This is a genomic window from Okeania sp. SIO3I5, assembly GCF_010672085.1.
Taxonomy (GTDB): domain Bacteria; phylum Cyanobacteriota; class Cyanobacteriia; order Cyanobacteriales; family Microcoleaceae; genus Trichodesmium.
Genome location: NZ_JAAHHT010000041.1, coordinates 34636 through 59450 on the forward strand (window position 1 = coordinate 34636; position 24815 = coordinate 59450).

General features: G+C 39.4%; 19 protein-coding genes. 3 read left to right on the top strand and 16 right to left on the bottom strand.

Translation table 11 applies throughout. From position 1 onward, the window contains the following. Positions 1–114: 114 nt before the first annotated feature. The 7 genes from F6K40_RS12310 to F6K40_RS12340 form a co-directional block, all read right to left on the bottom strand. Positions 115–525 (bottom strand): tetratricopeptide repeat protein, encoded by a 411-nt coding sequence (locus F6K40_RS12310; RefSeq protein ID WP_293136118.1) that lies wholly within the window; start codon positions 523–525, stop codon positions 115–117. Further along, on the bottom strand, positions 512–6058 hold the full coding sequence (locus F6K40_RS12315; RefSeq protein WP_293136120.1) for an nSTAND1 domain-containing NTPase: 5547 nt from the start codon (positions 6056–6058) through the stop codon (positions 512–514). Before F6K40_RS12315 ends, F6K40_RS12310 begins: the two co-directional genes overlap by 14 nt. Before the next feature lie 1309 nt (positions 6059–7367). Continuing rightward, on the bottom strand, positions 7368–7508 hold the full coding sequence (locus F6K40_RS12320; protein WP_293136122.1) for a hypothetical protein: 141 nt from the start codon (positions 7506–7508) through the stop codon (positions 7368–7370). A 119-nt stretch (positions 7509–7627) separates the two neighbouring features. Further along, entirely contained in the window at positions 7628–8935 is a 1308-nt protein-coding gene (locus F6K40_RS12325; RefSeq protein ID WP_293136125.1) for a methylglyoxal synthase, read from the bottom strand. Between the two features lie 125 nt (positions 8936–9060). Then, positions 9061–9840: a hypothetical protein gene (locus F6K40_RS12330; protein ID WP_293136127.1), complete on the bottom strand. Its 780-nt coding sequence runs from the start codon at positions 9838–9840 to the stop codon at positions 9061–9063. 481 nt (positions 9841–10321) lie between these two features. Beyond that, positions 10322–10945, bottom strand: a complete 624-nt coding sequence (locus F6K40_RS12335; protein WP_293136129.1) for a ribonuclease D — start codon at positions 10943–10945, stop codon at positions 10322–10324. A gap of 117 nt (positions 10946–11062) precedes the next feature. Continuing rightward, the gene (locus F6K40_RS12340) at positions 11063–12427 is read right to left on the bottom strand and encodes a helix-turn-helix domain-containing protein (protein ID WP_293136131.1); all 1365 of its coding nucleotides are present in this window, start codon (positions 12425–12427) and stop codon (positions 11063–11065) included. A gap of 406 nt (positions 12428–12833) precedes the next feature. Between F6K40_RS12340 and F6K40_RS12345 the strand changes: the two genes are divergently transcribed. Beyond that, positions 12834–14675 carry a LysM peptidoglycan-binding domain-containing protein gene (locus tag F6K40_RS12345; protein ID WP_293136133.1) on the top strand — a complete coding sequence of 614 codons (1842 nt, stop codon included), beginning with the start codon at positions 12834–12836 and terminating at the stop codon, positions 14673–14675. 162 nt (positions 14676–14837) lie between these two features. Here the strand turns inward: F6K40_RS12345 and F6K40_RS40800 are convergent, their stop codons facing one another. From F6K40_RS40800 to F6K40_RS12385, 8 genes are all read right to left on the bottom strand, one after another. Next, entirely contained in the window at positions 14838–15389 is a 552-nt protein-coding gene (locus F6K40_RS40800; RefSeq protein ID WP_365671190.1) for a DUF6972 family protein, read from the bottom strand. Between the two features lie 174 nt (positions 15390–15563). Further along, positions 15564–15983, bottom strand: a complete 420-nt coding sequence (locus F6K40_RS12355; protein WP_293136135.1) for a type II toxin-antitoxin system VapC family toxin — start codon at positions 15981–15983, stop codon at positions 15564–15566. Continuing rightward, positions 15983–16201, bottom strand: a complete 219-nt coding sequence (locus F6K40_RS12360; protein ID WP_293136137.1) for a hypothetical protein — start codon at positions 16199–16201, stop codon at positions 15983–15985. Before F6K40_RS12360 ends, F6K40_RS12355 begins: the two co-directional genes overlap by 1 nt. 96 nt (positions 16202–16297) lie before the next feature. Then, positions 16298–16576 carry a helix-turn-helix domain-containing protein gene (locus F6K40_RS12365; protein WP_293136139.1) on the bottom strand — a complete coding sequence of 93 codons (279 nt, stop codon included), beginning with the start codon at positions 16574–16576 and terminating at the stop codon, positions 16298–16300. Next, positions 16566–16922, bottom strand: a complete 357-nt coding sequence (locus tag F6K40_RS12370) for a type II toxin-antitoxin system RelE/ParE family toxin (RefSeq protein WP_293136141.1) — start codon at positions 16920–16922, stop codon at positions 16566–16568. The genes F6K40_RS12365 and F6K40_RS12370 overlap by 11 nt, the downstream gene beginning before the upstream one ends. 69 nt (positions 16923–16991) lie before the next feature. Then, positions 16992–17150: a DUF433 domain-containing protein gene (locus F6K40_RS12375; RefSeq protein WP_293136143.1), complete on the bottom strand. Its 159-nt coding sequence runs from the start codon at positions 17148–17150 to the stop codon at positions 16992–16994. Positions 17151–17339: 189 nt separating this feature from the next. After that, positions 17340–18965 carry a calcium-binding protein gene (locus tag F6K40_RS12380; RefSeq protein WP_293136145.1) on the bottom strand — a complete coding sequence of 542 codons (1626 nt, stop codon included), beginning with the start codon at positions 18963–18965 and terminating at the stop codon, positions 17340–17342. Positions 18966–19777: 812 nt separating this feature from the next. Continuing rightward, positions 19778–21001: an HhoA/HhoB/HtrA family serine endopeptidase gene (locus F6K40_RS12385; protein WP_293136147.1), complete on the bottom strand. Its 1224-nt coding sequence runs from the start codon at positions 20999–21001 to the stop codon at positions 19778–19780. Positions 21002–21789: 788 nt separating this feature from the next. On the opposite strand from F6K40_RS12385, the gene F6K40_RS12390 reads away from it, so the two are divergent. Together F6K40_RS12390 and F6K40_RS12395 are read left to right on the top strand one after the other, a co-directional pair. After that, complete coding sequence (locus F6K40_RS12390; protein ID WP_293136149.1) at positions 21790–22017, top strand: hypothetical protein; 228 nt, start codon at positions 21790–21792, stop codon at positions 22015–22017. 610 nt (positions 22018–22627) lie between these two features. Next, positions 22628–23485: an ABC transporter permease gene (locus F6K40_RS12395; protein ID WP_293136151.1), complete on the top strand. Its 858-nt coding sequence runs from the start codon at positions 22628–22630 to the stop codon at positions 23483–23485. A gap of 203 nt (positions 23486–23688) precedes the next feature. Here the strand turns inward: F6K40_RS12395 and F6K40_RS12400 are convergent. Further along, positions 23689–24815 (bottom strand): ABC transporter substrate-binding protein (locus F6K40_RS12400; protein WP_293136152.1); only part of this gene is annotated, 1127 nt, incomplete at its 5' end.

Below are 24815 nucleotides of genomic sequence, written 5' to 3' on the forward strand. Positions count from 1 at the left end.
TAGAGAGTTTCCTATTGCATCATTTAAGATGAAACAGTCCAGTAGGGTGCGTTAATGAAATGTAACGCACCGCCCCAAATATTTCGGTGCGTTACTAATTATTTAATTATAAGGCTAATTTCTCAATTCTTCCAAAACCTCCTCAGTAAATGGGTTTCCCCCTGCCTGGAGTGCTTTTATCCATTCTTGTCGTTTTGCTTTCTCCTCCTCATTGCTCGCCCATTCTACATAGACCTGAAAATCAGCGATCGCTCCTTCAATATCCCCTGTTAATGCTCTGGCAAGTCCGCGACTATCAAGAATATAGCTATCTTTTGGGTTAAGGGCAACTGCTTTTTCACAGGCAAACATCACATCAGCAGCTTTTTTATAAAGACTGCCATTCCAACAAAGGTAAGCCCAATAATCAGCAGAAATTTGATTGGGGTCGATTTTTTCTGCTGCTTGGTAGGAGGCGATCGCTTCCGTAACTTTTCCCTCCTCAACAAGTTCACTTCGTTTACACAACAATTCATTTGCTTGCATCGGGTGCCTCAGATTTAGCTTTAGCTTCTGGGTCAAGATTTTGTAAAGTAGGGATAAGTGCTACTTCATCAAGTTCTTTTGCTCGTTGGTATTTTTCTATTGCTTCCTCAATTTTTCCTTGTTTTGCTAATTTCGTTCCTTCCTCGATCAGTTTTTCCACCTCAACTAATGATTCTGCTCTAACTTTTGGGTTGAGGTTGAGGTCAGGGTTCCATTTCAGTGCTTTCTCAAACGCAGTAACTGCTTCCTCAAGTTTTTCTGCTTCCCCCTTGCTTTCCCTTGCCAATTTCTCTCCTTCTATTACCCAACTATCAGAAGCTGCTTTCTTGCGTTCATCGGTGTGGCAAATCTCAAGTTCCTTTAACTCTTGAGGATTGGTAATTAGGTAATCATTTAACCACTGGCAACCAAGGTTAGTTAAATCTTCTATCCGCCAATTTGTCCAGAATTTCACTGTATTGTCAGCACTAGCAAAAGCAATAGTCTCTCCATCGGGACTAAATGCTACACCAAAGACCTCACTCTCATGGCCGGTGAGAGTCTGCAATAATTGACCCTGGCGGTTCCACAACTTCACTGTTTTGTCTAAACTCGCAGAAGCAATAGTCTCTCCATCGGGACTAAATGCTACACTCAATACCCTATCCTCATGGTCTTTGAGAGTCTGCAACTCTTTCCCCTGACGGTTCCACAACTTCACTGTTTTGTCACCACTAGCAGTTGCAATAGTCTCTCCATCAGGACTAAATGCTACACCATAGACCCAATCCTCATGGCCAATGAGAGCCTGCAACTCTTTCCCCTGACGGTTCCACAACTTCACTGTTTTGTCACTACTTGCAGAAGCAACAGTCTCTCCATCGGGACTAAATGCTACACCATAGACCCAATCCTCATGGCCAATGAAAGTCTGCAACTCTTTCCCCTGACGGTTCCACAACTTCACTGTTTTGTCTAAACTCGCAGAAGCAATAGTCTCTCCATCGGGACTAAATGCTACACCTCTGACCGAACTCTCATGGCCTTTTAGAGTCTGCAACTCTTTCCCCTGAGGGTTCCACAACTTCACTGTTTTGTCAGCACTAGCAGTTGCAATAGTCTCTCCATCGGGACTAAATGCTACACCAATGACCCAATCCTCATGGCCAATGAGAGTCTGCAACTCTTTCCCCTGAGGGTTCCACAACTTCACTGTTTTGTCAGCACTAGCAGTTGCTATAGTCTCTCCATCGGGACTAAATGCTACACCAATGACCTCACTCTCATGGCCAATGAGAGTCTGCAACTCTTTCCCCTGAGGGTTCCACAACTTCACTGTTTTGTCAGCACTAGCAGTTGCTATAGTCTCTCCATCGGGACTAAATGCTACACCAATGACCTCACTCTCATGGCCAATGAGAGTCTGCAATAATTGACCCTGACGGTTCCACAACTTCACTGTTTTGTCACCACTCGCAGAAGCAATAGTCTCTCCATCGGGACTAAATGCTACACCAATGACCTCACTCTCATGGCCAATGAGAGTCTGCAATAATTGACCCTGACGGTTCCACAACTTCACTGTTTTGTCACGACTTGCAGTTGCTATAGTCTCTCCATCGGGACTAAATGCTACACCCCAGACCCAATCCTCATGGTCTTTGAGAGTCTGCAACTCTTTCCCCTGACGGTTCCACAACTTCACTGTTTTGTCTAAACTCGCAGAAGCAATAGTCTCTCCATCGGGACTAAATGCTACACCCCAGACCGAACTCTCATGGCCTTTTAGAGTCTGCAATAATTGACCCTGACGGTTCCACAACTTCACTGTTCTGTCTAAACTCGCAGAAGCAATAGTCTCTCCATCGGGACTAAATGCTACACCTCTGACCTCACTCTTATGGCCGGTGAGAGTCTGCAATAATTGACCCTGACGGTTCCACAACTTCACTGTTTTGTCACGACTTGCAGTTGCTATAGTCTCTCCATCGGGACTAAATGCTACACCCCAGACCTCACTCTCATGGCTCTGAAGACGGTTTAATTCTCTAAACTCTTCATCATCGTTGCGTTTGTAAACTGCGATGTTGAGAGCATCTGTAATCTTGTTAGCTTCACCTGTTGCTTCAAATTCACCATCTACTTGTCTTTGCCTAGCTTTCATAGCAGTCATCAACCCATCCCATCTTTCACCTGACAGAGACAAGGTTCTCGACTCATTTGCCTGAGCAATAATGGTTTGTTGTTTTGCCCTCTTTTGTGCCTCTAAGGCAAATCTTGTCATCCCTCCTACCAATACTACCATCACCAAGGAAGCAACAACTCCAACTACCATCTTCTGCAACTCCTGACGTTTTTCTTCTGCCTGCCGTTGTTTTTCTTCTGCTTGCCGTCGTTTTTCTTGTTCCTGTTTCAGTTCTTTAAGTACCTGTTCCAACTGCCGTCGTTTTTCCCGTTCCTGTTTGAGTTCCTTTAATGTTTCATTTCCTTTCCTTTGCCGAATAAACCCAACCAAATAATCATGTACTAACTGATAGTGGTCTGCTGGATTTTCTGGCAATAAAAATACCAAACCAGAATCTACAAAAATCTTTAATACTAACTCTAACTCTTCGGCACTAAACTTACTTTCTTTCAATAACTCTGCCTTAGTTTTCAGAGGGCGAGTATTATTTTCATCAGTGAACAATAGCAACATCAACCAAGCTAATTTTTCATTCTCTTCCCCACAATCTCTCACCACTGATGCTAAATATTCCTCTACCAAAACTGCTTTAGGATTCTCTCCTAATTCCAGATATTTTTCCACAGTAGTAATATTGTCACTCTGCAATTGTGCCCCTACTACTTGCAATTCTATCGGACGAATTTCTCCCAACTCCTGAGCTAAGTCTTCTACTAACTTTTCTGTCAGATTTTCATCTATTTTAAACTGAGAATTTGCTGTTAATCCTTCAATGACTAATTTGGCTTGTGACTGAGAAAAATTTCCTAAGTAATAGAGGATACTTTTGTCTAAAATATTGTTATTAATTGCCTCTAAATTACCCAAGCGATTAAACTCTAACAAATAATGAATATAATCTGACCGCAGAGATAAAACAACTTTCACAAAAGGTATTTTCAAACATTCTTCAAGAAACTGAGCAAATTCTCGTTTATCCTTCGGTTCGCTATTTGCAAAGAAAAATTCTTCAAATTGGTCAAAAATAATAACCGTTAGTAGATTTAATTCATCATTACCATTATTTCGCAACTGAGCAAAAATTTCCTCAGCAGAATTTAGACTCTCTGAATTAACTGTTAAATTGGCAATTACTTGTAGTTTTTCTGCGAGAATTTTACCTAATTCAGAAATCCAATTCACATAAACTCGCTGCAAAACAACAACCACATCACGAGTAGCAATTGATTTTCCCTCCAAAGTCGGAACTAATCCAGCTTGCAAAATCGAACTTTTACCTACTCCTGATTGCCCATGAATAACTATCAGTTTATAGTCAGGGCGACTAATTCTTTCTACCAATGTTTCTACATCAGACTGTCGTCCAGATGCAGCAATTTCTTGAGTAATTTTTTGTTGCTCAACTCTTTGTTTAGACTGAGGTAAAGCCGGATTAATATTCAGTTTTATATCTCTCAAACGATTGGCACCGATAAAAGCTTGAAACCCAAATTGTTGTTCTACTTTTAGTTTCTCTTGCTTAATTTCAAAAGCTTCTAAATATGCTTTTTCTTCGTAATATATTTCTCGTAATTCCGAGAGAATATCAATGTAAAATTTAGCGTTATATTGAGGATTAGTCGTATCTTTTGCTTGTTCAAAATTGCCGATCGCTGATTTAATTTCACCCAAACATTTTTCAGCTTTGGCTAAAGAAAACAAATATCTACCCAGGCGAGAATATTTTTCCCAATCTAAAATTATTTGGTCTTTTTCTGAGGCAGAAGTAGATGCAGCATTCAGGGTTTGGTTGAAAATTTCTATAGCAGTTTGAGCAAATTTTTTAGCTTGTTTATAGTGACTTTTGGCTAGTTGAAATTCAGCCAGCAAATCGTAAGCAAAAGCTAGTCTAAATGATGTTTGATAATCCCCCCTCATTCCCCCCTTGGTAAGGGGGGAGGAAAGAGAAATATCCAACCCCACCCTTGCTAAGGAGGAGGAATCAGAAGTATCCAACCCCCCCCTTGGTAAGGGGGAGGAATCAGAAGTATCTAACCCCCCCCTTGCTAAGGGGGGCTGGGGGGGATCTAAACTAACCAAGGAAGACTCAGAAGAATTAGACTCTGTATTGACTACAGATGTTTGGTAATCCCCCCTCATTCCCCCCTTGGAAAGGGGGGAGGAATCAGAAGACGACTCTTGTATTGATGTTTGGCGATCGCCCCTGATTCCCTCCTCAGAAAGGGGAGAGGAAGAAGAAGGTGACTCTTGTATTGATGTTTGGCGATCGCCCCTGATTCCCTCCTCAGAAAGGGGAGAGGAAGACTCAAAAGCCAACTCCCCCCTTTCAAAGGGGGGCAGGGGGGATAGAGTTGGAGGGTTATGTCTGCTAGGAGGTTGGGAACGATCTAAAACTTCTATTGCCCTATTCGCAACACTCTCCAACTCATCCCAACGCCCCAAAGTCTGCAAAACTTCTCCCCAAGCATTGATAAATTTAGCAACTAAGTCTGGACGGTTAATTGCCTCAAACCCTTCTATTAAGTTCTGAAAATAAGAGCAAGCTTTCTGACAAGCTATATCTTTTTCTACTCTATTTCTAACGGCATAACTCTGCCACCATAACCCCAGATAATAATTAGTATGAGCCACTCGCAACAGGTTGTTAAGTTGTTGCCAAAGTTCGAGACTCCGTTGATAATGCTCTAATGCTGTTTCAGTATAATTATCTGCTGCCCTTCCTAAAACAAACTCTAAACCCGCCTCTAATTCTGCTTCTAAGGTAGTTCCTCTATTTGCCAATTCCTGCCGAGCGCCTACCAACTCTTGATAAGTAGATTCTGTCAAACCTAGAGTGGCATCATCTAAAAATATTCCTGCTCCATTCTCCAAAACTTTCTGATAAACACGATCGCTCGTTTGCTGAATAAAATCTATTAATTCTTGAGTGGGAGTTTCAAATACAGTTAGACTTGTCCAACTTTCAAAATCAGGAATTAAGCGGATAAACTTGATCGAAATTTCTTTGTCTATCCATAAAAGTATTGGGAAGTGAAAATTATTTTTAAATTCCTCTCGGACTAACCCCATTGAGACGAGTAGTTGATCTACATCTGTTACTGACTCCAAACCCCAAACCATCAAAGCATCTGGTTGTTGCTCTCGATCTCCTAACTGTTGGCCAATAGTGGTATTAAGTTCTCTCACCGACTCATCTAACTGCAACGTTGCTAAATCTCCAGAAAAAGATGCTTCGAGTTTTTCTATGAGGCGATCGCGCTGAGTTAGATTATTACAACGAGCTAAAAATAGCCGAAAGTCTCCTTGAGACATTTCCAGAGCAAATATTAGCTCGGACAATAATTCTGGATTATGATGAAAATTTGGCATTGAAAATTTCTCCATTGTTAACGAAGTCAGAAGTCGGTAGGGGATTGCTGGCCAGCAAGCTCCTACAGAAGTTAACCCACCCCTAATATAGAATCCGGGTAATTAGTTATCGTATTACTGAGGAGTAATGAGTAATGAGTAATGAGTAATGAGTAAGGAGTAAGGAGTAAGGAGTAAGGAGTAATATCAAATCCAGTTGAATACAAGAGTGTATTGTTGGGGGAGATGGTCCGATTGTCCGATTTAATAATGAACATATACTATATAACCGGATTCTATATAACCCCTCCCAGGAGGGGAAGTAGGGGATTTAAGCAACGCTCCAAAAATATTTCGCCGATCAAGGCGGGGTTTTATATCATGTCCGGATCAGAGCGTGATAGAACGACCTGACGCTTACGGGACCAAAAAACTTTTTCCTGCTTATACATTCAAACTCTCTTCTCTTCCCTCATTTCTCCTGACTCCTGACTCCTGACTCCTCCTTCCTTATTTATAACTATTCAACCGGACATGATATTATACCCAATCCTGTTTGATAAATACACCTGTTAACGAAATCATAAGTCATGAGATATATCCAAAAACTAGATTTTATATCAAGTTCTGATAATTACTTATTGTAAGGTTTTTTGCTAAACCCTGCTACTGATGTGATAAACTTAAAATGTGGCAAAGCGTAGTAGACTGTTTCATCAATAGATGTAGGTTGGGTTCAGGGACGTTTTTGCTGGCGCAAAGCTCTGCTAACGGCTAAGATCCGACATCTAAGGGCGAATGCCATTCGCCCCTACGGGCGAGCGCGACATGGAATAGGAGTATTCCGTTAGGAAAAAGCGCAGCTTATCCGCAGGATAAACCCAACAACAGTCTTCCTCCCGTACGGACGCCCTTATGCAATGTCCCTACCCTAATGCACTGTTTTAGCTGTGTCAGTCTAGTAGTAAACTGTTTCATCTTACAGCGCTTTTCAAATCAATGAACCACATCGTCACAAGTAAAATATTGTAGGGGCGATTCGCTTGCTCGCCCCTACAGGGTTCTACCCAAATGAAAACCGCTGTAAATGTTGCAATAGATTGTTGTTGGGTTTCGTCCCTCAACCCAACAACAATCTTTCTCCTCCTGGGAGGGACTCGGGGGAGCTTTCCTACTCCCGTACGGACGCGCTTATGCAACTTCCCTACCTTACTCCCTTACTCCCTAATGCACACTCATTAGCTGTGCTGAAATTTTCATACCGAATGTCGGGGCGGGTTTTGAGAACTGAATGCGCTTATTTCAATACTCTTGGTTAAACCCGCTCCTACTATTTCAACTTCTCCAACTCCTCATCAGTAAAGGGGTTTTTCCCTGCCTGGAGTGCTTTGTTCCATTCTTGTGCTGCCTCAATTTTTCCTTCCCTAGCTAATTTCGTTTCTTCCTTTATCAGCTTTTCTACATCTGCCAATGATTCTGCTATAACTGTTGGGTTGAAGTTGAGGTCAGGGTTCCAGTTCAGTGCTTTTTTAAATTTGGCAACTGCCTCCTTAACCTTCTTTTCCCTTGCTAACTTCTCTGTCTTTTTGCTCAGGAGAGAAAACCCCAGGCGGACTTTTCTTCAGTTTCATTAGTTGGTGGAGCAAGTACGGTTAACCCACTCGGAATACACTCTACTTCAATAGGAGTAGTGCCAATAATTTCACCGTCAAGCACAACTTTTTGTGGTGGATCTGTACTAACTTTTACCCGTTTTGTCCGCAAACCAATAGTGTCTTCATGTTGAGCAGGAGTTTTAAAGATCGCCGATCCAAACATTCTGACTCCAGCGTTAACTGCTTGCAATCTACTATTGGAGGTAATGATCATTACTTCTAATAAACCATCATCCATTATTACTTCTCCCAAACCTTGAGCTAAAAATGATGTAGGTGGAGCTGCATTAGCAATAGTAATAGCACCTGCTAGGAAGCTTTTAGTCACCCCGTCAATCTCAATTTCAATATCAAAAAGTTGCTGTTCATTGAGCTGCTGCCAACCTGCCATCATATACGCTAGCACTCCCCAACGGTTTTTTGCTTCCCGATCTGCTCTTTCTATGGTTTCTGCTTCATATCCTACCCCTGCTAATAAAATCATGGTACGTTCGTTGCAACGAGAAACATCTATAACGCGAGTTTGACCTGCCAAGATAACATCGCAAGCACTTCTGATGGGTGTAATACTAGGAATGCCTAATGCCATGCCAAAAGCGTTAGCTGTTCCCCTGGGAATTATACCCAGAGGAATATTTGTATTCACTAAAGCTCCAGCAACGGCAGAAACTGTACCATCTCCTCCGGATGCAATAATTATATCTGCTTGTTTAGCGATCGCTAATTCTGTTAATTCTTCTGCTGTTTTGTCTGGGGTTGTTTCATGTATATGTAAATGTAGATAAGGTTCGAGAAGCGATCTAATTAATGATAATTCTTGTTGAGCGTTACCTTGACCAGATACAGGATTAAATATGAGGTGAGCAACAGTAGCTTGAATGAAACTGTTAATAATAGTTTCAGCAGTGGCAATATTGATAGCAATGGGAACATTATGTACCTGACACAAACGCAATAATAATTCGATATCAGGTTCATAAGATTGAGAGAATAGGTAGTCTACCAAACAAATAACAGCAACTACATTACCCGTAGTTACTTCTACAGCTATTTGAGCATCTCCTCCCAAAGAACCTGGTAAGAGAGAATTTATTTCTATACCTGTTTGTTGTACAATATATTGGGCGGTGTTTTCTGTCGCTATTAATTGATAGCGAGATAGTACAACTTTATGTTTGTTGACAAATTCAACTAAGTCGTCTTTTTTACTATCATAAGCAAGTAAACCAATGGTGTTTGCCATAATTTTTGTCCTAGAATTAATTGACTATTTATTAGAAAATCAACAAAATATTCCCTAGTTCCTTTCCTATTATTAATTACCTTTTCTTAAATGGAGTAAATATTTTTTTTTACTTGTTCTTTATGCTACTCCCTACTCCCTACTCCCTGATTTACCTTAAATGAGTCTAGAAAAGTTACTACTGCCCCTGTTATTTCATTGTCTTTTTCTATTTCACTCGCACCAATAAGATGCAAGCGTTGACCTACCAAATAAATTCTGAATGTAATAATTTCAGTATCATTTTTCAAGACAAATTCTCTACCGGGAATCTCTCCTAAATTGTAGTCGCGATCGCTACTTAATTCAAAACCTGTTACATCAACAATTTGCTTTTGAAAAGTGGGCAATATATTTTTTTGATTGGCTAATTGTTGACTGTTTAAAATCTCAGAATAAGCAACTACAAATCTTGCTGCTCCTGGATGACTTGCAAATACTTTAAATTTAATTTTTCCCTTCTCAATCTCAATAATTTCTGTCTCTTCAGTCATGGTTCCAGCAGGCATCCAGATTGAGAAACCACCTTCTTGAAAAATAATATTTTGCCACTGTATTTGTCCTGATTCAATTGTTAATATAGGTTGGGGATTTTCTTGTTCCAGTTGTTTTACTTCTTGCTCCATTTGGATTCGTCCTTTGTCAAAAAAGTCGGGACGGTTATCTCGAAAACCTTGAGCTTGTATAGTAGCCGTACTCTGGCTAAAATTAGATGAATTAGAGTTCCAATTACTAAAGCTAGTATTGAAAATACAGCATATTTCAGACAAATAATGTACAAGGTGTGAATAGTAAAACCTTGTACTGTCGTCATCTTGCCCGCGACAGGTGTACCTCATAACAGTAGGACGTACTGTAGGTATCATTGTAGTTAGTAATAAATTAAGAAATAAATATTTTAGCAAAGCCATAGGAAACCACAAGATAATTGATAATTGATAATGGATAATTGATAATTACCTCTCCCTAAAATGGAGAGGATTGACTCAAAGGAAAAGATTTATTTTTTTTCCATTGAAAAGGAAGGCTTTAAAGGTAAAGTATATAATTATTAATTATTAATTATTAATTATATAGTTAGTTCCACAAAACCCAAATTAATTAGGACTTGCTGATTAAATCTAAAAGGATTGATATATAAAAGCTTTCGCCTGTACATTTCGGAAAAAAGTGCAAGCTTTTTGCAAACCATAGCTAAAAATGTGAGGATTTTAAGCAGACAAGAGAAGAAAAATTAAGGGACTTTCAGATCCGACTGCATCCTCTGCAATTCCCATTTCTCCTGTCTCCTGTCTCCTGTCTCCTGACTCCTACCCTTGCTCATAAGACTTTTTCAGCAAGCCCTAATTAATGCTCAAAAATATCTTTATATTGCAATAAATCTAACCCTACAAACACAGGTAAACATTCAAAACACTGCTGTGCTAATTCCCACCTTTCCTCACGTTTCAACATCTTAATTAACTTTTCTCTGACACTCAATAAATACCGCACATCATTAGCAGCATAACTCAATTGTTCCTCAGTTAAATTCTCTGCATTTCCCCAGTCAGAACTTTGAGCTGATTTATCCAACTCTACCTTTTCTAACTCCATTACTAAATCTTTTAAACCATGTTTACCTGTATAAGTTCGTGCTAATTTACTGGCAATTTTAGTACAGAAAATTGGGTAAACTTTAATGTTTAAATGATGCTGCAACATAGCTACATCAAATCTAGCAAAATGAAATATTTTAACTATTCCAGTTGCCTCCATTAATTGTTTCAAATTCGGTGCTTCTTGTTGCCCTTTTTCAATACGAATAGCTGTAACCTTGCCTTGAGGATCGCATAACTGGACTAAACATAAGCGATCGCGCCCAGGCAATAACCCCATCGTTTCTGTATCCACTGCAATACTATCTGCTTGCAAATAATCAGATAATGTGGCCTCAGTTAAATCGCGATCGTATACTTGAAAATCACTCATTGTTCACCTAATAATTACTAATATCAGGACTTACATAAATTATTAAATAATACGCTATCGGTAGGGGTGAATGGCCATTCGCCCCTACTAGGTATGGTGGTTATGCGTAAGTCCCGATCATAACCGATTTAGGATTGTTATAACATATTCTTTAATTAAAGGTTGCACCGCAAAGAGGGACAATCTCTCATCGGTAACATTTTCGATAAAACTTCGTTTTTTTAAAGACTGGATCGCTTTTAAAAAGTCGATGTCCGATAGTGCTAATTCGGGGGGTTTGGAGGAGACGTCGGCGGCGTTTTGGTTTCCTAACCACTCGATGACGGTTTTCTCAGGTGCCGATAACCTTTGATAATATCCTTGCAGTCTGGGTTCCAAGTCTCCCAGAAAAAGGGTGGGATAGGATAAAAAGCGATCGACGCTGCGGTTAAAGAAGTCTCGGATAGTGGAGGCGATGATGTTTAACCAGGAAGGGTTGCCGCCGTATAGTTGAATGAGTTCGAGCCATCGATGTTCGTCAGTTAAACCTTTGTCGGCGAGAATGTCGGTGGCGGAATCTCCGATGCTGCCAAGTTGGAGGCTGCGACAGGGGCGGTTTTCTTCTTCGAGGTTGGCAATTTCTGTGGGTTGCTCCCAACTGAGGAGGAGGAGGCAACTGTTGTGAGGCGATCGCCCTATTTCTTGCCAGAGTTTGGGGTAGTTTTGGCAGTCTGGGAGGTAAGTGCTGGCTAATTCTCCACTGGTAAAGAGTTCTTGGAAGTTGTCGAGGATGATGAGGGCGGGATGCGATCGCAGATAGTCTGTTAGGGAGGGTTGTTGGGTTTGTCTATTTTGGGAGAAAAACTGAATTAAGTTTGTTTGTAGGGTTTTGGGGGTGAGGGTTTCGTTCCAGTTCCGCCAAAGGATGTAATGGAAGTTGTCTTTAATTTGTTCTACCAGTTCTCTAGCGAGGGCGGTTTTGCCGATACCCGGTAAGCCGAAAATGGTGACGATGCGGATGTTGTCTTCGAGTATCCACTGTTTGAGGGTTTTGAGTTCCGGGGCGCGGTTGTGGAGGGTTTCGCATTCCGGGGCTTCGGTTAAGTCGTGGCGTTTTTGCGGTTCGTTGGTGGTGGTTTGGTTTGTTGTGGGTTTGGGATAGGAGCAGTGTTCGGTACAGAAATTGATGCTGCCCTCTGACACAAAATTACTGTGTCCGAAATTAACTAAACTTGAAAAGTTAGAAAATTGATGTCGTTCCATCGCAGCACGAAAGTTAGATTGCTTAATTTTTTCTCCCAATTCCTCCGACATCAATTGCCATAATTCTTTACCAACCCTTCTGACGTGGTCGTATTTCCGATTGCAAGTTTTAGCAATATCCGGGTATCTTCGGCCCTGCCAGGTTCCTTCAAGGATGGCCCTTTGAAGGGAGTAAAGATTTTGTCCCGTTTTAGCAAATACCAGATTTTCAGTCCATTTTAAGGCTTCTTCGAGGTTCATAGGTCAAGGAAGGCCCGAGTTTCACCAAGGGCTTTTTTAAAATATCATACAATTTTACATTTTTCCCACAAAACCCTCTTTTTAGTCACTAAAAGTAGGTTAAAAAAAGTTTCCTATTTCCCACAAAATCCTTTTATGTATAGTTGTCATTAATAAAATTCTTGGGAACAATAACAGTACACCAAATTTCATACTAATCAAAAATAGGCTTGATAGTAATGTCTAGCTTTTTTGATGCAGTTCAAACCCAAAGCCGAGGGGGAAAGCTCACAACCATTCCCAACTGACAACTCTACTTTGAAAGACAGAGGCTCTTACCAACTGCTCCTCTGTCTATACCAGCTTTAGCAACTAAGCATTAGCTGGAGAATGACCTTTTACAGTTGCTTAATACCTTTTTTAAACTATGTCTAATCAAGATTTAGGGGTTTTATTCCCTGGTTTCCAAACAAGCAAATCAAGTTATCTTGCTGATAATGAAGTAAGCGAAGTTTACAACTTGTCTGTACAATCACCGGGCTACATAGAAATTCAACTAAAAGACCTAGTAGCGGATGCCGATCTATACCTTCTTAGCCTTATCGGGGGAGATACTTTAGACTCATCCATTTCTTATGGTGCATATCAAGAGGAAAGTATCCGTCACTATCTAGAACCAGGCAACTATTTGATTAGCGTCAGAAACGTTAATAATGTTTTTAACTCCGACAGTTTCTTTGACCCAAATGTATTCCGGCGCGACACTAATTATACTCTGGATATCAGTTTTGATATCGAAAACTCTTCTAATAACACAACTGCAGATTCTAGTGGCATTCAAGGTCTTGTGACTAGCCCTTCAATAGAGTACACAACTCCTAATTTTAGTGATACTCAAGGGGCGGGGCTAGGCGGATACATAGGAGCGCGTCCAGTTGAAGATACAACTCCTAATTTTAGCAATTCCCAAGGCGCGGGGCTTGGCGGATATATTGGAGTTGTTCCCAGCAATCAAGAGCAGAGTACAAATAGTCGGTTAGTTGTAGAAGAGTCGGTTGATGGTTCGGAGTGGAACGCTAGCTTTTTCCTATTCGATGGCTTGCAACCACCTACAGATTTTTATCAGAACGAAGCTAATAAATTTGCTGTGCTAAACCTTGGTCCTGGTGGAAACAGTTTTTCTGCTGATTGGGGGTTATACTCTCCTCGTCCACAAGTTCCAGCAGATAATTTTGCTATTCGCAGTTACACCCACGCTGATTTTGAACCTGGTAAGGAGTATGAATTTACAGTTCGAGCAGATGATGGATATCAGCTACTAGCAAAGCATCACATCACAAATCAGTGGGTTTACATTACTCCCCAAGAAACCTGGGAACAGGACTACGGCGGAAATACATTTACATATCGCTGGCCTGATTCCGCTCCAGGTGGTAAATACGATCTACATTTTCATTACTACGAAGAAACTGGCAATGCTTACTTTGAGTTATCTTGGGCAGAAAAAGATGATTGGGTTCTTTACAGGGTTAGTGAGAATGAGACTCTTTCAGAAATTGCTTGGAAGACAACTGGTGATGTTAGCAATACTTCAATAATCGCTGAACACAATGGCATTGTCGATCCTAATTTTATTTATGAAAATCAGATAATTGAGGTTCCGAAAGGAAATTACCCTTATAATACTAGCTCAGAACTTCCAATTACTCTACCAGAGTCACCTTACGTTGATAATGGCGGTGAATATGGACCAACGGCAGTTATACAAGTTAATGGAGGTCCGGTGTTGAATTCTGATGATAATTCCATTCCTAGCAATAGCAGCTCGCCAGAACCAGGCTTACTAGAAAGAGGTCTGAATGGTGTCGTGAACGGAGGAACCGATGTGCTCATAGGAAACATACCATTTACATCTACCCTCTGCGGTCTTGGTAATTTAAGGGATGGGGCATTTCAGAATACGCCTCAATATGACGATTCCGTAAGGCAGCAAATTGAAGAAGCTTGCGATCAACATGATGAAGACTTGAACGCAACGGGCAAAGGCTTTGGGGAGATTTGGGACCCAGGAGTTTCACAAGCGCACTGGGATTTGGCCAACAACTTGCCAGCAGAAGGTGGCACTGCAATTATGAAAGTAGGTTTTGGAGTTTTGGGGGCTCGCGCTGGCGTTACCGAGTTTGCAAATGGAATAAATGATTTAGGGAACGATATTACGGAGAATGCTATTAATGGAGGTGGAATACGCAATATAATTCCCTTCCCCTAGCGTTAGGCGATCGCCCCACCAACAACCCATCCGTTGCTAACCTAACTTTCGGAACTCACCACTAAATCTATAGGAATCAACAGGCAGGATGCCTGTTCTACGTCGTTACTACGAACTGGGCGATCGCTTTTTTGGTAGATAAAAGGCGATCGTCTTATTTCCCTAAGTTAACTCCGAAGCTTTAAGTCTTCCTTCCAAGGGTTCGTACTCATCCTCCAGCAACCAAAACTGAGCCTCATCATAATTATCGCTCTCAAAGATCAGACGATAACCCTCAGCCGGATCGTAAACGTGACACCTTCCATCTGAGGCACCGAGCAACAAAAGCAGATAAGGAGGAGACAAAGTAGGCTCTATCCATACCTCGCTAAATTGCCAATTATCTTTCACTGGGTCGAGTTCTGGGGATAACATGGTATTGGTTTTTATCATTGATTTTAATTTCGCCATAATTGCAATGCGACTACCGTCAGGACTAATTCTATAACCAATAGGTTCTGCAAACAGCATTCCATAGCGGTCATATCCCCTAATGGTCTCAGTAAACTCTCCACTTTCAATTATAGCATTGGCAACCCGGTTCATAGTAGCTTCATCGTTAAATACATGAGCTGCACGCCCTTTTCTCAAAAGTCTTTGCATTTGAGAAGTATCTGGCAAGTGCTTGGCAACCTGTGTGGAGTCAAGAACAATTGGACGATTAATTCCGCTCATTTAATTCGTTAATTGGTTTTTCTTTTAACGATTATACAAGATAAGTGACTCTTTTAATTTTCCCAAAAAGCGATCGCTCCTAACTCCCACAACCGACCACCAACCCTGTACGACTAAAGTATTTAGTACGAACTGGCGATCGCTCTCTTACCTCCCAGAAGGCGATCGCCGAACCTATACAAGCCAGTTTTCTACTTGGAGAGCAAAAAAATCCCCATAATCTGAGACATTATTCGTCACTAAAATCAAGCCGTTAACTTTGGCAACTGCCGCAATTTGACCGTCTTGGAAAGAAGGTGTCTTGCCCATACTCGTCAATCTCGCTCTTTCAATCGCGTGCCACGTCGCTGCCTCAACATCGTAAGGTAAAATCGGAATAGTAAAACGAACTATCTCATTCAAGTATCTTTCTAAAAAGGTGCGTCTCTTAGAATTTGGAAGACGTTCACAACCAAAAAGAAGCTCGTGCCATACAGTAGTTGAGATAGCAATTTCTCCTTCGTGTTGTTGCAACTTTCCTATAACATTTGGATGCGGGTGTTGGCGAGTAGCTTCCGAAACAACGTTAGTATCCAATAAAAAACGCAAGCTCATCAGGTGCCCTCCCCACCTGGCGACGAATCTCGTACTCCCTCAAAAACTTCTGGTTCGATCCAGATTCCCTCGCGATCGAGTTCTTGACGAAAGCGTTCCAAACTCTTCCAAAAACTACCCTTCCTCTCAATAGCGATCGTAATTTCTTCACCATCATCAATATCAATATCCTCAAAGATTTCGATATTTTTCCCTCGTTTTATACCCTGAACGCGCATAAAATATCCTCCTTAATAAACTCACTATTACCATCATAGCATAATCTCGTCAGTTGATTTTTCAGAACTTTCCAAAAAAGCGATCGCTCCAAAAACTTATCTAATTTCCAGATAAAGTTTTTTACCCACCTCTCGCGCATATCTTTCCAAAATAGAAATGCTAACATCAGAGCTATTATTTTCTATTTGGGAAATAGTTGACTTATTCCAATTCAACCGACTAGCTAATTCTTCTATTGTCATGCCAGTTTCTTCCCTTGCTTGTGCTAGAATCACTCCTATCTTAAAATTGGCATATCCCGACTCAAATTCTTCACCAAATTCAGGATCGATTTGCTTCCTTTTCTCAATATATTTCTTGATATCACTCATCATTTTGCCTCCTACTTAAATAATCCTGTTTTCGCCTTTCAGCTAATTCTATTTCTCCAACAGGTGTTTTTTGTGTTTTTTTAGCAAATCCATTAGTTAAAATAATTAAGTTTCCGTTCTCAAAAAAACCTAGAAAACGAAAAATATCGTTGCCAAATCCAACTCTTACTTCCCAAATATCATTAGTATTCACTAATTTTTTCAAATAGTTACTTGGGACAGAATCAAGCTCCTCAACTAAGCGTAAAACCCAAAGCACTTTTTGAGCTTGTTTTCCCGAAAGAGAATCAATAAAATTTTCCACAGGGCAATTTCCCGAATCAGTCTTATAGAAAAGAATTTCTCTCATAAAAATAGATTAGAACTAAAAGAAAAATTATTTTTTTTAGCATAAGTGATCACTCCCCCGCACATTTTCTCAAGTCAAAGGTGGATATTCTACAATAATTTCTTCTCTTGTCAATTCCTCTGCTAGATTATCTAAGATTACCGAAACCATAATCTGGGTTCCCTTAATACAAGGTTTCCCGTGGCAAACCTTGGGATTGATTTCGATCTGGTATTGCCAGTTATTCATTTTTGGACCTCCACTTTTGAACCACAACTAATAGAATATTAGCATCTCTTTGTCAATAAATGCTAAAAAAAAAGAGCGATCGCCCCCCCAACAACCCATCTGTTACTAACCCAACTCCCATAACCCACTACCAACCTTATACGACTAAAGTCGTTACTACGAACAGGCGATCGCTATCCCTAACTTTTTCTAAATCACAATTAACCCATTTTGAACCTCAAACTCGGTCACCCCAAGCACAATAGCAATTAAATCTCCATCTACAAAAATTCCCGTACCTCGATCCGTACCAACAGCAGCAGGTCCTAGAACAATTCCATCACCACCAAATGCAACTATCCGATCGTTTTCCACATTATTCAGATCGCTAATAATTGCATAATCGCTACTACCAGCAAAACTGTAAAAAGCAACATTGGTATTACCTAAAACAAAGGTATCAGCTCCCCCACTACCAATCAAAAAGTCAATCTCATTTTCTCCTGACTCACGACCTGCTCCAATAATCAAATCATTACCCAACTGCCCAATAATAGTATCATCGTTCAGGTCTCCACTGAGAGTATCATTTCCCTCACCACCATCAAGAAAATCATCATCTTTACCACCAAATATTAAATCCTCACCTTCTCCTCCACTCAACTCATCATTACCCAACTCTCCCAGGAGAAAATCAAAATCAAAACCACCATCAACTAGATCGTTACCTCTTCCTCCACGAATAGTATCGTTACCTGAGTTACCCTCCAGACGATCATTATCTCTGTTGCCGAAAATAATATCATTCCCTTCATTGCCAAAAACACTGTCATTAGCTTCATTCCCAAAAATACTATCGTTCCCTATTCCACCTTCGAGGCGATCGCTCTCTTCATTACCCAAAATAGTGTCATTACCCACATTGCCCAAAATACGATCGCTACCCGTATTACCCTGAAGACTATCATCACCACCCCCCCCATCTATTTCATCGCTACCTGTATTACCCTCGATAGTATCATTGCCTTCACCACCATTTAGAAGATCGTTATCTTCATTTCCTAAAATACTATCATTACCATCTTGCCCATCAATAGTATCTATTCCGACATTGCCAAAAAGAATGTCATCATCTGTCCCCCCAACAATACTATCACTTCCCGAATTACCAAACACACTATCATTAGATGCTTGACCATCAATAGTATCATTACCACCCAGACCAAAAATGGTATCACTATTAAAAGTACCTTGAATAAATTGAGGAGTATTATTACCAATAATTGAACCGGGAGGAAATTCACCTTCGGGGAGAAAAGGAGGTTGAGTGGGAATATTTACACCATCTACAATGCTAGAACTATTAACATCAATTCTGCCATTTTCTAAGGTGACAGAACCAGAAATTGTAATAGGTTGATTTGGCTGTAAATCTAATGCTATGGCATTAAATTCATCTAATAAATTAACAAAGTATATTTGACCGTTAGAATTGAGAATAAATTGATTATCATCTACGACAAAACCAACAGTTCCAGAGATAGTTTGAAGACCGACAATTGGTGGTGGTGGTCTTGTACCATCTTGATTAATTATAATTGTATTAATTAGGTTAAGTCGGTTATCTTCTATATTGACAAAACCTGTTAATCTAACTGACTGACCAACCTGTAAACCTAAGATTGAAGTATTAAGTTCATCGATCAGATCAACAAAAAAGTTTTGACCATTATCTGCCGTCAGAATAAAAGTATCGTTACCAGTAATAGAAAATATTGTTCCTACTATTTCTGTTAATGTTAATTCTAACTGGGAGATAGTTCTTATAGTTGTCATTTCAGTTATCAGTTATCAGTTATCAGCTTTTTCAGTTATCAGTAACTCAGACTGAACTCGGAGGTAAGAAAATCCGAAGTTTCCTTTTTTATCCTCTTGAAAAGGAAGGCTATTGACCTTTTTGTAGACGTAAAACGAGAATCAAATGTTTCATCAACTATCAAATAATAGTTCATTATTGTAGGGTATGTATTTACTGCTAAAATTTCTGACTTCTGACTTCAAAAATCCCCATTACAAAAACAAATTCTGAATTCTAAATTCTGAATTCTAAATTTTAGCCATAAGAAATGATTGGTGAAAAAAACTGTAGGGGTTTGGTCTCCTTTCCCCAAGCGAATGAGGGATGAAAAAACCAAACCCTATTAGATAAAATATTACAATATCAGCCCAGATTGCTATATCAGTTATCAGTTAAATATTTTTTCTTTTCTCAAAGTAACAAAGTAAAAATTTAACTTCTGAATTCTGAATTCTAAATTCTGAATTCTAAATTTTAGCCATAAGAAATGATTGGTGAAAAAAACTGTAGGGGTTTGGTCTCCTTTCCCCAAGCGCATGAGGGATGAAAAAACCCAACCCTGTGAGATAAAATATTACAATATCAGCCCAGATTGCTATATCAGTTATCAGTTAAATATTTTTTCTTTTCTCAAAATAACAAAGTAATAATTTAACTTCTGAATTCTGACTTCTGACTTCATAAATCCCCATTACAAAAACAACTTCTGACTTCTTACTTCTAACTTCTGACTTCATAAATCCCCATTACAAAAATAAATCCTGAATTATTAATTATTAATTATTAATTATTAATTATCCTCTCCTATTTCTAATTCAAATGACTCAGGAAAAGCATCAGGTTTAACTAAAATTTTGGCAATTTTTCGATTACGAATTACCTCTACTGCTAAATTTTTCCCTACTAAACTTTTTTCGACTTCTTGTTGAACTTCTGTCGGACTTTTAACTGTTACTCCCCCTACTTTTTGAATCACATCTCCTTGACGTAAACCCGCTTTTTCTGCCGGAGAATCTTCTATAACTCCCGTAATTACTACACCTTGATTATCCTTAATTTTCGTCTCCAGTTTTGTATTAATTTCATCCTTTACTTCCGGGGTTAAATCAGCCATTGAAATACCTAAAAATGGATGCTCTACTTTCCCATAAAGAAATAATTCATCAGCAATTCTTTTTGCAGTTTCTATCGGAATAGCAAACCCTAATCCCTGAGCATCCGCTCTAATAGCTGTATTAATCCCAATTACTTCACCTCGATCGTTCAAAAGTGGCCCACCGGAGTTACCAGGATTAATTGCAGCATCTGTCTGAATAAAGCGAACTCTCTTGTCTGGAATACCTACTTGAGAACTGGTACGACCAATAGCACTAATAATTCCCACCGTTACAGTATTGTCCAAACCCAGAGGATTACCAATAGCGATCGCCCATTGTCCGGGAATTAACTTTTCTGATTTGCCCATAGACACTTCTGGCAAATCTGTGGCCTCAATTTTAATTATTGCTATATCAGTTAGTGAGTCCACCCCTTTAACCACACCCTCAAAAACCCGGCCATCTTTCAACGTCACCTTCACTGTATCTGCTCCATCAACCACATGAGCATTTGTAATTAAACGACCATCAGCACTAATAATTACCCCAGATCCCGTACCACGCTTAATTCGTTCTTCTGGAACAGGCAAATTTTCCCCAAAGAAACGTTTTAAGAGAGGATTCTTTAAAGCTTCTGGAACTTGAGTTGTTAACTTTTTAGCTGCATCAATACGGACTACTGCTGGACCGACTTTTTCCACTGCTTGGGCAATAAAATTATAGTTGGAGGAGAAAAATAGGCCATTTTCAGAAGTTGGAGTAGATGGTTGGTCTATTTGCTGCTCGACTACAGGTATTGCATCGGGGTTTATGGCCAATTTTTGAGCTTCGACATAACGATGACCGAACCATCCTGTAGCACTACCAATGGACAATAGAGAACAATACAGGGTTAATTGTTTGAAGGATAAAGTCATTTGTTTTTCCCGCTAGATAATCCTATTTTTAAATATTTGGATAGAAGGGAAGGGGGCGGATATCACCACATTCCCATGTACTTGTTTATTTATTTAGTTAGTTGAGGACTATGGATGAAGACTAACAATAAAAAAATTCTTAATAGTCGTATTTGAATTTAGATTTTAAGTTAAATAAAGTTTGGCTCAACTACCATTATTAAGGTTAACTGGAAGTTTGAGCGTGATTTTTATATTAATATCATTATATTTATACATAATCAGATACACACTTTCTGGCAAATATCAACAAGATTTAGTATTTTAGCTAAAAAAAATAATGACACGCCCTAGCTATCAGCTTTTTGCAGCTCTGGGTTAATTCCCTACTTCTATAAGCAGGATGATTTAGGAGGGGTTTAAATCTCTTTCTAAAAGTAAAAAAAATAATCTGACTAATTGCTTAGTGCTGAAAAAACTAGCTCTCTTGACTTTAAAGTCTATATTCATTTAAACCCCGTTCTTAAGCGCAGGATGTTTTTGCTGAATGTAACCGCTAATAGCTGAATGCTTACAAATTTGCTTTTCAGGAACTTAAGATTTTTTAATACTGAGTAATTATCAGTAACAAAGATAAATTAATTTTGATTTGATACTAAAAATTGGCAATAAACCTGTCTAAATATGGAAGAGAAAGATATATAGCGTTTCTCAAATTGGTGAGATACAGTTTTAGATCCCCCCTGCCCCCCTTAAAAAGCTATCCCTTATAAGGAACTCCTGAAACCCTTGTGGAGAGGGTGGGGAGGATGGGGAGGGTGGGGAGGGTGGGGAGGATGGGGAGGATGGGGAGGATGGGGAGGATGAGGAGGAAAAATCCTGTCTACATTGATAAAAAAGTGTATTTTTCAATACACTTTTCTCCTGAAAAAGCCGATTCATATCATGTCCGCTGGTATTGTTGGTGTAAGCTCAAGGGTGAATTTTACCGGAAATTTAAGTTTTTTTTCTGGCTCTTAAGTATTCCTGCCAGTTAAATGTTCCCTCCTCCCTCCTCCCTCCTCCCTCCTCCCTCCTCCCTCCTCCCTCCTCCCTGTTCCCTGTTCCCTGTTCCCTACCTTTGCTATACAATACCGATGCTACCGGACATGATATCAAGACTTAAACATAACTTGTCTATTTTGTCAATTTTTATGTTAAGAAAGATGTTTATAAAGCATAGCTTAAAAAGGGGGGAGTCTTCAAAGTCCCCCTTGAAAAGGGGGATTTAGGGGGATCGTAACTGTACCTCATCTTTATGAGAAATGCTATATCTCTAAAAATCTAATAATATTGTATCTGGGTAATTTGTAATCAAAAAAAAATTAGATTTACTACTTTCTTGTACTTTATTCCTCCTCTTTATTTCCTCTTCCAGATTCCGATTTATTTATAGGCATTGAAGTAGAAATGAGATAATATAGAAATCCTCGCTTATCTTGTAAGATTTTATAAATGCGGGGTTTGGTCTCCAAATACTTTGGTACTTGGGTTTGAAGACCAAACTCCTACAGTTTTTTATCACAAATCATTCTTGATTGCTATATATTATCTAGTGTTATTATTTGAGTTAATATTGAATAGAATAAGTAGAGTTAATTTTAGATTATGCCAAGTGCTATTACAAAAAATCACAAACAACAATTAACACAAACTCAACCACAAAATCCCATCTGGAATCAGCTATTTTCTGTTGAGATAATTGCTCCTGTAATTTTGGGAATTATTGTATTGCTCACATGGGAATTTTCGGTGCGAGTGATGAATATTCCTCCCTATTTATTGCCAGGACCAATATTAGTAGTTAAGACAATGATTGCAGAATGGAATCCATTATTTACTTCTTTGCTAATTACTATCAAAATTACAGTTGTTGCTTTGGCAGTAGCGGTGGTTTCTGGGGTATTGATTTCGATGTTATTTGCTCAGAATAAATTGATTGAAAGAAGTTTATTTCCTTATGCGGTAATTTTGCAGACTACTCCTATTGTGGCGATCGCTCCTTTGATTATTATTTGGCTTGGAGATAATACTTTTGCTGCCTTAATTCTTTGTGCTTGGATAGTGGCATTTTTTCCAATTATTTCTAATACAACTTTGGGATTAAATAGCGTCGATAAAAATTTGAGCGATATGTTTAAATTATATGGAGCTTCTCGTTGGCAAACTCTAATTTATTTGAGATTTCCGAGTGCTTTACCTTATTTTTTAGGAGGGTTAAAAATTAGTGGTGGTTTGGCATTAATTGGGGCGGTAGTAGCTGAGTTTATCGCAGGTACTGGAGGCGCTCGTTCTGGTATTGCCTATCAGATTTTAATGTCTAGTTATAATTTGCAAATTCCGAGAATGTTTGCTGCTTTATTTTTGACGACTGGTTTAGGAATAGCTATTTTTGTTTTGTTTACATTTTTGTCAGATTTTCTGTTAAAAGATTGGCATGAAAGTGCTGTGAAAAAAGATAGTTGATTCTATAGCTTTAAGCATTCAGCTATCAGTTATCAGTTATCAGTGGGGTAATATCGCAGGTGAACCCAGAAACCCGGTTTCTCGTAGATGTTTATTGTCAAAAACAATGATTTACCCTAGAAACCGGGTTTCTTTGCCTAAGTCCTGACTAAATAACACTGATGCTACCGGATTAGACATAACGCACTTATCAGAAAAGAACATTACTGAGAGTTCCGACAGTTCAACCCTGCAACTTCAGCTTTTGAAAAATCCAAAGGAACAAAAATGAAGCGATCGCTATTCGTCTTTGTCGGACAAGAAACAATCTTAACTGACTCAAAGGTTAGTTTTTGGCGATCGCCAGTCCCTGGTTGAAATTTAATTTCTCCTGTTACCCCCTCAAGGCGGAAATTTTCACCTGCTAATGTCTTCTGAATTCCCCGACGAGTAGGTTTTTGCCGAATTCCTGCGATTAGCACTTGAGCAGCATCATAGCTCAAAGCTGTACGACCACTAACAGGTCCTCCCCAAAGCTGCTCACTCTTTTTGGAAAAATAAGAATTTGGATTGCTTAGAGGATGCCAGGGAACAGTTAAAATCAGTTTTTCTACCAGTTTAGGTTCAGCAATATTCAAGGTTTTCGGACTATAAACCGACCAATTACCTACTATCGAATTTTGAGCATTATTTTCTTTGATGATTTCCAGAGCATTAGGTAGTGCATAACTCACTTGACCATCTGGCATTAAAACAATTGCTAATTCCCCAGAATTGCTAATTTTTTGAATAGCGCTTTTAGCATCAAAATTAGCCTGAGAAATATCAAATGAATCAATAATGTCTTCTTCTGTTCCTACCTTTTCTAAAAATTTTTCTTCAAATCGTTTTTTGTAATCACTGGAATACGGACTAGCAGGGTTATAAAAAATTGCAACTCTTTTTTGATTAACTAGATTGCTCATCAAAACATCAATCGCTGCATCTGTAGACACATAACTATTTGTGCTAACTCGGAAGAAAAACTGTCGGGGAGCTGCAGTGAGTTCAGTGGTGGTTGTACCTGGGGAAACTATTACTAATTTATTTTGGTTATATATATCTACAGTTGCCGTCGTTATCTCACTGGTCCAATGACCAATCACACCTAGAATCTCTGACTGTTTTACTATTCTATTAACAACATTTTTGGCTTGCTCCTCATTGTTAGCATCATCAGCAATGATGACTTTTAAACCTTTTCCATTCAAGCTTTTCGAGTCTAGAGCATCTGCACCTGGTAAAGTCAAATGAGAGAAATTTTCCAATAAACTCAAGTTAACTTCTGTTTGCGCTTGAGCTACTCCACGCA